The organism is Bdellovibrio sp. HCB274 (assembly GCF_047306075.1).
In the GTDB taxonomy this organism is placed as follows: domain Bacteria; phylum Bdellovibrionota; class Bdellovibrionia; order Bdellovibrionales; family Bdellovibrionaceae; genus Bdellovibrio.
Genome location: NZ_CP178623.1, coordinates 2,045,562 through 2,058,277 on the forward strand (window position 1 = coordinate 2,045,562; position 12,716 = coordinate 2,058,277).

7 protein-coding genes are annotated in these 12,716 nt (G+C 48.3%); 4 read left to right on the forward strand and 3 right to left on the reverse strand.

The window, feature by feature from the left end:
• Positions 1 to 50 precede the first annotated feature (50 nt).
• The gene (locus ACLWNV_RS10000; RefSeq protein ID WP_413584251.1) at positions 51 to 239 is read left to right on the forward strand and encodes a hypothetical protein; all 189 of its coding nucleotides are present in this window, start codon (positions 51 to 53) and stop codon (positions 237 to 239) included.
• Here ACLWNV_RS10000 and ACLWNV_RS10005 read toward each other — a convergent pair.
• Positions 220 to 8,904, reverse strand: a complete 8,685-nt coding sequence (locus ACLWNV_RS10005) for a GH36-type glycosyl hydrolase domain-containing protein (protein WP_413584252.1) — start codon at positions 8,902 to 8,904, stop codon at positions 220 to 222. The genes ACLWNV_RS10000 and ACLWNV_RS10005 overlap by 20 nt on opposite strands.
• A gap of 213 nt (positions 8,905 to 9,117) precedes the next feature.
• On the opposite strand from ACLWNV_RS10005, the gene hflX reads away from it, so the two are divergent.
• Both hflX and ACLWNV_RS10015 read left to right on the forward strand, forming a co-directional pair.
• Positions 9,118 to 10,383, forward strand: coding sequence for a GTPase HflX (gene hflX / locus ACLWNV_RS10010; protein ID WP_413584254.1), 1,266 nt, complete (start codon positions 9,118 to 9,120; stop codon positions 10,381 to 10,383).
• Between the two features lie 173 nt (positions 10,384 to 10,556).
• Positions 10,557 to 11,093: a hypothetical protein gene (locus tag ACLWNV_RS10015; RefSeq protein WP_413584255.1), complete on the forward strand. Its 537-nt coding sequence runs from the start codon at positions 10,557 to 10,559 to the stop codon at positions 11,091 to 11,093.
• Here ACLWNV_RS10015 and ACLWNV_RS10020 read toward each other — a convergent pair.
• Both ACLWNV_RS10020 and ACLWNV_RS10025 read right to left on the reverse strand, forming a co-directional pair.
• A complete protein-coding gene (locus ACLWNV_RS10020) occupies positions 11,090 to 11,566 on the reverse strand; it encodes an acyl-CoA thioesterase (RefSeq protein ID WP_413584256.1) in 477 nt (158 codons plus the stop codon). The genes ACLWNV_RS10015 and ACLWNV_RS10020 overlap by 4 nt on opposite strands.
• A 123-nt stretch (positions 11,567 to 11,689) precedes the next feature.
• Positions 11,690 to 12,082: a response regulator transcription factor gene (locus tag ACLWNV_RS10025; RefSeq protein WP_340597237.1), complete on the reverse strand. Its 393-nt coding sequence runs from the start codon at positions 12,080 to 12,082 to the stop codon at positions 11,690 to 11,692.
• Between the two features lie 203 nt (positions 12,083 to 12,285).
• Here ACLWNV_RS10025 and ACLWNV_RS10030 point away from each other — a divergent pair, with 203 nt between their 5' ends.
• Positions 12,286 to 12,702 (forward strand): response regulator, encoded by a 417-nt coding sequence (locus ACLWNV_RS10030; RefSeq protein ID WP_413584257.1) that lies wholly within the window; start codon positions 12,286 to 12,288, stop codon positions 12,700 to 12,702.
• The last annotated feature ends 14 nt before the right edge of the window (positions 12,703 to 12,716 follow it).

Below are 12,716 nucleotides of genomic sequence, written 5' to 3' on the forward strand. Positions count from 1 at the left end.
ATCTTCCCGGGTCCCTCCAATATAATAAACTAAAATGACTGGAGGAACTCATGAAGGAAACACCAAAGACGGAAAACAAAAGCAAACCGAACCCTGCCGAAGTCACACCTAAAGAGAACCTTTACGAATCCCTGAACTCTTTATCATTCACACAAAGTTTCACTCTTCTTATCAACCACTATAAACGTGATGCTCTTACCCCAAAAACTCCCACCCGTATTAAGGGTGAGAATCGGTAAACTTCTGGGCTGACTCTGAAGAGTCCTCCCGGAATTCCAGCAAAATTTCTTTACGACCGCCGGTGTCCTCTAACGGAATTCTTTTTTCCGGCAGTGGCCCCTTTTTCGAGATCTGCACTTTGATGGCATAGGTGGTGCTTTTAAATCGATAAGTGATATCGAAACTGCTCCAGCTTTCCGGAACACATGGTGCAATCACAATTTCACCATTGATGATATTAAAGCCCAAAACGGCTTCCAGTCCTGCGCGATAGAACCAGCTTGCAGAGCCCGTGTACCAACTCCAACCACCGCGCCCCACGTGCGGCTCGACCGCATAAACGTCGGCTGCAATCACATAAGGTTCAATTTTATACTTTTGCATTCCCGCGCGGGTCCGTCCGTGGTGAATGGGATTGATGATGTTATATAGCTCCAGTACCTTTTCCCGCTCCTGAAGTTTTGCGAAGGCCATCACCACCCAGATAGCGGCGTGAGTGTACTGTCCCCCATTTTCACGCACTCCTGGCACATATCCTTTGATGTATCCGGGATCTAATTTCGTTTTATCAAATGCCGGGATTAAAAGTTTGATTAAACCCTTTTCTTTTACGATCAGGTTTTCTTCAACTTTACTCATCGCCAGTCGTTGTCGCTCGGGCTGCCCCACGCCTGATAAAATAGACCAGGTCTGTGACAGGGAATCGATTCGACATTCCTGACCCTCAGAAGTTCCCAAGGGAGTGCCGTCATCGAAGTACGCCCGTCTATACCACTCGCCGTCCCAGGCCTTGGTTTCAATCGCGTCGCGCAGTTGAGCCATGTGCTTTTCATAGCGCTGTTTAGTTTCAGAATCACAGTATGGAAGATAGTCATGCATCACCTTGTGCAGGAACCACCCCATCCACACGCTCTCGCCCTTGCCCTTTTCCCCGATGCGATTCATCCCGTCATTCCAGTCCCCGGAACCAATCAAAGGCAAACCATGAACACCCACTTTCATGGAGTGTTCAAAAGTGCGCAGACAATGATTATGTAACGTCGCCTTCTCGTCACTTATTTTTGGTTGCGTGTAGGAGTCCTCTTGTTCAGGCGTCAACAATGGTGCCTCAATGAACGGAACTTCCTGATCCAAAATGCCACGATCCCCGGTCACTTGAATATAGTGAGCCACCACATAAGGAAGCCACAGCAGATCGTCCGAGAAATGCGTGCGCACGCCCCTACCTGTGGGTGGATGCCACCAGTGTTGCACATCTCCTTCCGGAAATTGTCGAGCCGCTGCACGCAAGATATGTTCACGGGCGATTTCCGGAGTGGAGTATACAAACGCCATGCAGTCCTGCAACTGATCACGGAAACCATAGGCACCGCCCGACTGATAGAACGCAGAGCGCGCCCATAACCTGCAAACCAAAGACTGATACAACGACCAGCGATTCACCATCAGATTCAAGGAAGGCTCGGGCGTTGAAACCTGGATTGCCCCCAGATGATGATCCCACATCTCATGCACTCCCTGAAGAGCAGCTGCCACGGCGTCCGGAGTAAGATACTTTTCTGAAAGATTTTGAGCCGCCATTTTCGTTGGTGCTTGGCCTAAAAGAAATACGATCTCGATTTCTTCCTGATCCCGGATGAAGTAGCTGGCTTGGAGGGCGGCGCAAGGATCCTGACCGATACCTGTATAGCCACTTAAGCCGCGGCGTTTTAAGGCTTCGGGATGGGAGTAGGATTTGTTACGACCCAAGAACTCCTTGCGATCACAGGAGAACGACTGAACTTCTGCACTGGTGCGGAAGAACGACACCCGCTCTGCGAACTCGTGATTATAGGCGTTTGTGGCAAACAAAGTTTTATCGTCATTCGCTTCACAAAGAACATACGGAGCAGATTTTTCGCGCTGATTTCCCAGCACCCACTCCACATAAGCCCAGAACGACAGACGACGATTGCGACCACTGATGTTTCTAATTTTCAACTGCGTGATCTTCACCGTATCGTTTGGCGGCACAAACATCGTCAACTCGTGGGAAAGACCAAAGGCACTGTGCTCAAAGACCGAGTACCCCTGACCGTGACGAATGGTATATTGCTCGCGATTCCGAATTGGCAAAGGTGTCGGAGTCCAAACTTCGCCTGAGTCGTCGTCACGGATATAAATAATTTCCGTGTTCGGATCTGAAACCGAGTCGTTCGACCAAGGAGTCAGTCGGTTTTCGCGGGAGTTCACCGCCCAGGTAAAACCAGAACCTGATTCACTGACCTGAAACCCAAAGTCATGGGCGTTGGCAATGACGTTAATCCAGGGCGCCGGAGGCCACTGATCCTCCTGCAGACTGATCACATACTCGCGGCCGTCTTCAGAAAAACCTCCAAGTCCGTTAAAGTACTGCAAACTCTTGTGCGTGATCTTCTTATGTTCATAGGACGAGGGCTGACTCTTCGGCGAAAAGTTTTCGGCATACTTGATCGGAAGCACTTTGCGTGACACCTGCTCCTTGAAAGTTCCCGCATCACTGGAAATCACGACCCGGGCCATCGCCTGAATAAGTGCGCGGTCTGCCTCCTGTAAAGTGTCCATCTTCAGACTGAAAATTCCACCGGGCTTATTCAGCCAGTCATGAAGACCGGCGTAACGAATCTGCCACTGCACTTCATCCTGCAAATCCTGCAGATACGTGGATTTGGATTCATTCATGATGACCAAATCAAATGCCAGACCTTTTAAGCGCAGGTATTCGTGCCCCCGCAAAAGCTTGCGTACCAGACCCATATCTTTTTTATCACCGATCATGACCGCCACAATCGGCACGTCTCCACTGATACCGAATGGCCACAGACTGGCCTGCTCGCGCGTGTGCTCGGCCAGAAAGTGTGCTGGCTGGCGCATGGAAGGATCAGAAAAATACAATCGCTCTGCCAAGCGTTGAAATGAGTATGCAGATTCGGCATCCATTCCCAGATGGCGCAGATCAATTCTGGATTTCGTCCAGGCTAATTTTGATTCACGATCAAAAGAGTGAGCATCCTGATAGCGATCCACCAACTGCAACAGTTCATCATACTTTGATGCATAACCCGTTTTAAAAGTGACTTTGCGAATGCCACCAGGGGGCACGCGCAGTTTAACCCGCAAACTTAAAACCGGATCCAGCACCGAACCGATACTGTTAGACAATGTACTTCCGGCTTTTAAAGCCGCAGGATTTGAAGTGTCTCTCCCCCGTCCGATGAAACGCGAACGATCGGTCTCATATTCAATCTCGCCAACAAATTCTGAATCCACGACGATGCCGTGAAAGCCATAAATCTCACTTTGCTCGCTGGAGCGCGGTCTGCGTTTCACCGTCAGACAGCGTTTTTGTTCCAGATAATCAGTTTGTAAAAACAGATTACTAAATCCGGGATGAGCATGGTCGGCCGCGAGAGTAGCCAACACAGGCTCCAAGTAACTGGTCAGCTCCAGAATTTTTTCCTCACCAGACATGTTTGTAAGAGTCACCTCACGCAGTTCCAGATTGTCTTCAGGCGCCACAATCACCCGGGTGATAGTTTTAATATCCAGGTCTTTTCGCATGAACTCGACCTGATCCTCTGAAAAGACAGCTTTATAAGTATCAGGCTTACGAATGGTCGGTGTATAAGTCGCAGACCAGGCCTGGTTCATTTCCACGTCACGAATATAAATGTATTGACCCCAGTTATCGCGGGTCGCATCCTCGCGCCAGCGCGTGACTGCTAGCTTTCCGTATTTGGAAAAACCTGAACCACTGGTTGAAAGCATCAGCGAGTATTCACCATTTGATAAAATCTGCACCCGCGGACTGTGATGCGGAGATTCGTCATAGACTCGCACAAAGGACTTCATCAACGAGTCGCCAGCGCTTTCCCATTCAATCTCGGCCGCTTTGGGTTCGGTCAAGGCCATGTATTCAGGAACTCTTTCCTGCAACAGCATTTGCGCCGCACGCACGCGCGGTTCCGCATGAAAGCGATTTTGCATAATCTCGGCGTTTAAAATATTATCAATCGCAATTAAGCTCATGCCCTGATGATGGGCCATGTAGGACTTAACCAGTGCGTAGGGCTGCTCCGGTGCAATTCGATCCGGCGTATAGTCGATAGCTTCAATAAAGCCGTACTCAGTAAGTATTTCCGGCGTCTGCATGCTGCGCAGATTCTTAGTTGCGATGACGGGCTCGACCAGCGCAGCCAGGAAACTTGAATACGGCGAAACGACCAGGTCATGACCCAATCCCCGTTTTAAACCCAAGCCTGGAATACCAAAAGGACCGTATTGATAGTTGTAGTTCAAATCACGGGCGTTATATCCCGCCTCTGAAATCCCCCACGGCACATTTAGTTTTTTTCCGTAACTGATCTGCCGGTCCACGACCGCATACAAAGTTTCACCGATAAGAGTGTTCTCGTAACTTTTCATCACCAGATGAGGCATTAAGTACTCAAACATGGAAGCCGACCAGGAAACGAGCGCACGCTTTCCTTCGACTGGCACCAGTTGCCGCCCCAGACGGAACCAGTGCTTGGCTGGAACATCCCGCTTGGCAATCGCCACAAAACTCGCCAGTCGGCATTCAGAAGCCAACAGGTCATAATATGAATTGTCATGACGATTTTCACTGACGTTAAAGCCGATGGAAAAAACCTCGCGATCTTTTTCAATCAGAAAGCTAAAATCCATTTCAGTGAAATAGGTTTCGCAGAGTTCGGAGATCGTGGCCAGATCGTTACACAATCCCACGGTGTTGTTTAAAACCTTTAAACCCAGTTCACGATATTTTATTAGTTCCGCAGGCAAATCGCTTTCGGAAATCTCGTTCAGATGGGCAAAGAAGTTCCGGTATTTTTCAGCCGTCGCATATAATGACTGCGCCTGATCCAGATCGTGGTAACCCGGAATCGTTGCAAGCCAGGCCTTGCTTTCGGGACTGATCAATTGAGTCAGCACAAAAAGCTCAGCGTCCTTTTTAAGATCTACCACCAAAGTCGTCAGAGCATTGGTCCAACCGCGAAGTTTATTATAAAAACGGCCACCGTGTTCCACTTCAAGGGCATCCAGGCTGTCTTTGAAATCTTCCACGGAAAATTGGATGGCGCGAATAAGTCCCGCCCATTGGGAAAGCGTGCCCGGCGCCCCTTCCTCCAAAATTTGCTGAGTACTTTTGATTTGCTCAACCAGGTGAGTGGCACTTAAGGCTCCTGTCTCCTGACGCTGCAATTGAAGTTTTTTAACTTCGTCCTCCATAAACTCCAGATTTACTTTCAGAGCATGAAGGCAGCTTGGGCTGAACAAAGGAGCATCCAGCAATTCCTGGGCGCCCTCTTTGACCACCAGCAGGTATCCCGCCATATTTCCGCTATCAACCGTTGATACATACTGCGGATAAAGTGGTGACAAATTCGTCGTGTCGTACCAGTTCAGGAAATGACCGCGATAACGTTCTAATTTACCCAGTGTCGTAAAGTGGTCACGCAGGCGATCTGAAGCCGCTCGAACAGAAATAAAACCAAAATCCCGCGCCGACAGTGTCGACAAAGCATACAATCCCATGTTCGTGGGCGACGTTCGGTGTGCAACGACTTGCTCGGGATCTTCCTGAACATTGTCTGGCGGAAGCCAGTTGTCCTTGGCCGTCACAAATGTTTCAAAGAAAAACCAGATGCGACGAGCCACTTTGAAAAGGTATTCGTTGTCGTCTGTGGAAAGCTCTTCGCGCTTTTTCTCGATTTTTCGTTGTGTAAGCTTCGCCATCCAAGGGTACACAGCCCACATTGTCAGAAAAGGAATAGCGACCAGGGCCACATTAAAATTCCAGCGAACAATAACTGCCAAAAGAATTACTGCGAGAAGTGTTTCGACCCCCGCTGTGCTTCGCCAAAATGATCCTCCATGGGATTCATGCTTTTCGGCTGTGGCCGCCGTCATCCATTCCAGACGTTTGGATTTCGAAACACGGGTTCGATAAATCGCACGGACAATGGCATCAAGATCGTTAACCGCCCGATGCGGCAGGAAAACCAAAGCCAACAAGAACTGTCCGATGTGAGTTTGAATTTTTCCGAGCTCACTCCAAAAGCTGCTGGTCCAGCTTCCGCCCCGAGGGGATACCATTAAAGCATTCACTAGCTGCAACAGTATAGGAATCGCAATCGTCACCGTCGCGACCCCGGTCCAAAACCACGCATCCCCCGGCAGAATCAACCAAGAAGCCACGTACAAAAACATCAAACAAGGCGCCACCAAACTGCGGCGAAGATTGTCCCAGATTTTCCAGCGGGAAATAAGGGGAAGATCATTCACCACCATTTTTCCTTCGTGATTTTGCACAAAAGGCAAAGTCCAAGGTCCCACTTGCCAGTCGCCGCGCACCCAGCGATGGGCCCGGGCAGAATAACTTTTATAGGAGCTGGGGTAATCATCCATGACTTCAATATCCGTGGCTAAGGCCGTACGCGCATAAAGACCCTCAAACAAGTCATGACTTAGAATTGTGTTATCTGGAACCCGTCCTTCAAGCGACCGATCAAAGGCTTCGATATCGTAAAGACCCTTGCCGGTAAAACTTCCTTCATTGAACAGATCCTGATAAACATCGGACACCGCCGTGGTGTAAGGATCAATTCCGGTGTGCCCCGAGAACACCGAAGCAAAGACAGAGCGCGAAGAACTCTCCAGAGAAATACTCACGCGAGGCTGAATGATGCCATAACCATCCGTCACGCGACGTCGCAGCTCGCTGAACTTTGCGCGATTTAAAGGATGGGCAGCCACACCGATCAGATGACGGGCACCTTCCAGACCCAACTGCGTGTCGGCGTCCAGAGTAATCACGTATTTAAAAGTACGGACGATTTCTTCGGGGATCGTCATGATGGTGTAACTGGTTTCACCCTTGCCTAAAAGAATGCGATTTAGTTCTTCGATCTTGCCGCGTTTTCGCTCCCACCCCATCCATTTTTTCTCATGGGGATTCCACAGCCGCTTGCGATGCAGGAAAAAGAAGCGATCCGCTCCGTGTTTTTCATTAAGTCGATTGATTCCCCGCTGAGTCAGTGAAACCAGTTTTTCATCGTCGGGACGATGCTCGCTGTCGGCGTCCACGAAATCCGTGGCCAGCGCAAAATAAACCTGGGAATCCAGATTACCCAGGTAATGAACTTCGATTCTTTCGACCAGATTTTCAATGGTTTCTTCATCCGTCAGCAAACACGGAACTATAACCAGGGTTCGATACTCTGCGGGAACTCCCTTGCGGAAATCCATTTTCCCCAGTCTGCGCGGATTGATGACCCGGGTTAGTACGTAATTAAAAAGTGTCACGGCCAGGTCACTGAAGGGAATAAACATCGCAAAGACTGCAGCCACCATCCCATACCAGTATTTGGTGTTGGTCATTGCGTAATCAATAGGACCGATCATGGTTAAACAGATCAGAACCGCGATACTGGAAAAGTAAACCAATGTTGGATGTCGTAACGTCAACCGCAACCATGACTCCCGCAAGCGGGGACGATATTTAAAATCCTGCTCCAAACTGCGCAGACCTTTACCATAAAGATAGTACCCCACATGGCAATGATCCTGCTGACTGCGTTCGATAGCGCGTGTGGCGATATCACGTTCCGGCGTTTTGGTGCGTTTGCCAATTCTTTCGATATTGTGACGGTAATCATCCCGCGTGATGAACTCCATCCTGGCATAATCACCTGAAGGATCCTCCTCAAGCAGGCGATCAATCTGACTGACACTTTCAAAAAAGACTTTCCAGTCAATATTGTTAATCAAACGCATACTGGAAATGATATTGGCAATGGTCACCTGACTGGTTGCCTGGTGCTGATGCTCGCGCGCGACAATTTGTTCGATGTTCAAATTTACTTTTGCCAGTTCCGCGTTCATGGCCTCGATGACCGGCCACACGTCTGCTTCCGCATCTCGCAGGCGTTTCGCCACCTGGGCGATAAAGGTCAATTCAGTTTCCACCGAGCCCTGACAGTGACTGACGATTTGCTTTAAGTACTTTTGAAATTTCTTGGGACGACGGACATTTTCAAGGAGTTGTTCGACCAGATCATCGGCTATTGCTGACTGATTAAAATCCCAGGCAATACGCAAGGCCACCCGTCGCAGGTTTTCGACCAAGGCAATTCGCAGCGTGATCGCAACCGCCCACAACTCGCCCATATTTAAATAACTGCGCGTCTGAAATCCCAGTACAAATCGGCGGATCAAATCCACTGATAAGCGACTGTCCGAGTGTGCAATCAAAGCCAGGGCCAGGGCATAAATGCGCGGATAGCCGGCAAGCTCCCCTTCTGTGGCTTTCGGAAGTTCCAGATAATAGGAAGGTGGCAGATCCTCTTCGATTTCCCGCAACTGTTCTTCCACGATATGAAAATTATCAATCAGCCATTCCGCTGCCGGGGAAACGGATTCTTTTTTACGGCCCACGGTTGCCAGCAGGCGATAGGCGATCAGAAGTTTTTTTCCATTTTCAGAACTGCGCTTGATCAGAGTTTTTCGCGATGGAGTGGTTTTTCCGGTTTTAAGGTTTTCGCCCAGATAGACCGCATACTCCTCAAGTCTTTCAGTACTAAAAATCTCAGCCTTGATTGGTATTTCCAAAATATCCTGCTGAGTAATATTGAACTTCTTCGCCATCCCGACTCCCGCAAAAAATCCAGCTGCATTTAAAAGAAAATTTTGATTTGTTTAACCCACAGGGCCAAGTTCACGTGTCTTAATGTGTGGAAAAGCATGAGCCCAAAGGCCGCTTTGGAAGCCATGCACATTGGCAAAAATGGCAAAAAATTGTCTTTGAAGGTACCCATGACAGTGCTAGAATTAAGGTAGACCAAGGGAGGGTTCTTAGATTTGAGTCAACAAGCCCATGTCAAAGTTCACGATAGAGCCATTGTCATCGGGGTCGGTTTAAAGACCGAGCCACTCACCGAAATCAAAGAAAATCTGCTGGAATTGGAAGAGCTCGTCACTGCCGCAGGTGGTGAAGTCGTGGGCTCGATCATCCAGGTTCTGCCCTCCTGGAACCCCGCCACACTGATCGGATCCGGAAAAGTTGAAGAAGTCGCTGAAATGGTTCGCGACAGCCAGGCCACTATCGTGGTGATGGATCATCAGCTTTCTGGTGTTCAACAAAGAAACTTAGAGCAAATAGTTAAAGTTCGCGTGGTGGATCGCAATCAGTTGATTCTGGATATTTTCGCCCAGCGTGCGCAGACCTTTGAGGGAAAACTTCAAGTAGAACTTGCACAATTGCTAGATCAGATGCCCCGCATGGTCGGCGCCTGGCTGGAATCCCTATCCCGCCAAGGTGGTGGTATCGGTACCCGCGGCCCCGGTGAAACCGCTCTCGAAAACGACCGTCGTCGCATTCGCGAGCGCGTCGCCTTGATTAAAGAAAAACTTGAAGGTGTTCGTCGCAACCGCGCGCAACACAGACAATCACGCAAACGCCACGAAATCCCATCTTTCGCACTGATTGGTTATACAAACTCCGGAAAAAGCTCATTGCTGAATCGCCTGACTGGTGCTCAGGTCATGACAAAGAATCAGGTGTTTGCGACCCTGGATCCTACAACTCGCAAAATCTTTCTGAACGATGGACCTCCGGCCGTTGTCACCGACACCGTGGGATTCATCCGTAAACTTCCTACACAGTTGATCGAGGCCTTTAAAGCAACACTTGAAGAATCTGCTGAGGCCGATGTTTTACTTCACGTGGTCGACCTGTCTTCTCCGAACATGGAAAGACAAATCGAAGTCGTTGAGGATTTGATTAAAGAATTCAACTGGGCTGATAAGAAAATCATCCACGTCTTTAATAAAGTGGATGCAGCACCAGTGGAGCGTCAATTCCGGGTGAAACAATATCCACGGGTCTTCGTGAGCGCTCTGACTGGTCAAGGTATGGAGCAATTGAAAAAGCTGATGGCGCAGATGGTGAGCGAAATGCAAACCGATGTGCAACTGTACTTCCCGCGCGCTGAGGAATACAAGATTTTCGATTTGGGTCGCGAGGCACAGATCAGCAGAAAAGAGACTGCCACCGAGGGCACGGTCTGCTACACACAGCTGACTCCATCGCTGATCAACCGCTGGAAAGACTACATCGTAAAATAATCTAACGACCTCGCTAAAAAAAGCGAGGTAACCCGCATATTATAATTAATCCTGGCGAGTTAGAGCGCCTCAAAACAGGATTCTATTTTAAAGTGTTACCGGATCAAAACGATGTAACTGTTGAATGTCAGTTATAATAATCCCATATCGCAGTGGTGGGGATTTTTAGCAGTATGTTCAATAGTAGTAATTTCGCCGTAAATCAAAATCATCTGGGTAGATACGTTTGCCTAAGCGTGTGGGCTGTCAGCATCACCTTTTGCTTCTACTACCTGGCAATGGATGTGGTGCTGGTCAAACTCATTGGCCTCGCAGTCCTTGCAATATTGGGCGTGATCTGCACGACTCTTTTTACGACAGAAAAAAATCTACAAGCCGTCATTATTCAGACAGCCCTGATGTATGCTTCACTGGGCATTTTAATGACAATTCCCTCGATCATCACCCATGCAATCTCAATGCTTTTGATTGTGGCTTTAAATCCGGTGATTTTTTTAAATCACATGCGCGTGGAACTTATTTTCGGAAATCTGATTATTTCACTTCTGACTTTGATCATTTATCAAATGACCAGACCCTTAAGCCCGGTTCCGATTCTGGAACAGCTTCTGGAGTTTTTTATGAAATTTATGATGATAGTTTTTGTCTTCGTGCAGGTTTATGGATTGAGACTGATGTACGATCGCAACCAGTCTCAAGATTCTGATTAGTCCTGACGCTTTTCTTTAAGGCGCTGCTCACGACGAGCTTTGCCCTCATTATAACGACGCTTGTCGTCCTCGGAAGTTAACTCCAAACCAGGGACCTCGATAGGCTTGCCATTCGCACCCAACGCCACGAACGTGGTGTAGGCTGTCGCTGTGTGGAAGGTCTCCCCTGTTTTTGGATCTTCGGCATCTACGCGCACACCGACTTCCATGGAAGTTCTGGATGTGTAGTTTACACTCGCCTTCAAATTCACAACCCAGCCTTTATAAACTGGAGCCACGAAATTAATACGATCGATGGAAGCGGTGACCACGTCTTTATTGGAGTGACGTTGAGCTGCGATAGCGGCAGCGATATCAATCCACGACATGATCGTTCCCCCGAACACAGAACCCAATGCGTTGGTATGTGAAGGAAGAACCAATTGAGTCATTACGACCTGGGAAAAAGAAACGGGCTTCGAAGATTTAGCCATAGAGTGGAGCCTTTCAAGAAAGTCCATTTGCTATCATTAAAAAAACAAAAGGCACAGCATATTATGCCGTGCCTTTTATACTAAACTCTCTGGGAGTTCAGTCAACGCTTTGGGCGTCTGTAATTAGATGCCACCCATACCGATGTCGGAGTTACCATTACGGTTCATTCCGCCACCTGGAAGAGTCGTAGCACCAGCTACAGTCGCAGATCCAGCTGGGATCGTTTGCGTCTGGTTATTGTTGTAAGTCTGAGCAGTAGTCGCATTTTGGTTGTTGCTCTCTGCGCGGATTTCGCTTTCCACGAAACCAAGGTGAGGCAAGCACCATACGATCAATTGTGCACGAGATTTCACATTCATCTTTTTGTAGATGTTTGTAAGGTGAAATTTAACTGTTTTTTCAGTTACAAAAAGCTGGTTCGCAACTTCCTTGTTGGACAAGCCTTTAGACACAAGTTCTGCAACTTCTGCCTCTCTATTTGAAAGACCTTTTTGAATCAGGACATCTCTGAGCATCCTTGCTCCCTCCCGCTAATTGTTTTTTATTTTTCTATCTAAACCGTTTGTACCACCCAGGACTCATGTCCAAAAGCAGCACGACCACCTGTAATAAAGTCTGACATAAATTCTGAGATTCGCAATAGCTTTGGACTCTAGTTTTAAAAAACTAGACCGATAATGAAGAAGATTTTACACAAAATAGCCCCCTAGGAGATATTATGTTTCCCAATACGACCAAATTTTTGATCGTTGACGACTTTTCCACAATGCGAAAAATCATCAAAAAGGTTTTAAACGAACTTGGCTACACGAACGTCGAGGAAGCGGATGATGGTAAAACAGCCCTTCCGATGATCCAAGCCGCTCACGACGCAGGTAAGCCATACGAGTTCATTATCTCTGACTGGAATATGCCTGGTATGCAGGGGATCGACCTTTTGAAAGCTTGCAAAGCGGACCCTCGCTTTAAAGCAACACCGTTCATGCTGGTTACTGCAGAATCCGAGCAAAAACACATCCTTGAAGCAGCAAAAGCCGGAGTTTCCGATTACGTGGTTAAGCCATTCAATTCCCAGACTTTAAAGGGGAAAATGGAACGCGTATGGGCTAAACACGCTGGCGCAAAAGCCGCCTAACCGATTGCATTTAA

Coding starts and splice junctions, on each gene's coding strand:
- ACLWNV_RS10015 (WP_413584255.1), top strand. CDS start 10,557: ATGTTCAATAGTAGTAATTTCGCCGTAAATCAAAATCATCTGGGTAGA.
- ACLWNV_RS10005 (WP_413584252.1), bottom strand. CDS start 8,904: ATGGCGAAGAAGTTCAATATTACTCAGCAGGATATTTTGGAAATACCA.
- ACLWNV_RS10000 (WP_413584251.1), top strand. CDS start 51: ATGAAGGAAACACCAAAGACGGAAAACAAAAGCAAACCGAACCCTGCC.
- ACLWNV_RS10020 (WP_413584256.1), bottom strand. CDS start 11,566: ATGGCTAAATCTTCGAAGCCCGTTTCTTTTTCCCAGGTCGTAATGACT.
- ACLWNV_RS10025 (WP_340597237.1), bottom strand. CDS start 12,082: ATGCTCAGAGATGTCCTGATTCAAAAAGGTCTTTCAAATAGAGAGGCA.
- ACLWNV_RS10030 (WP_413584257.1), top strand. CDS start 12,286: ATGTTTCCCAATACGACCAAATTTTTGATCGTTGACGACTTTTCCACA.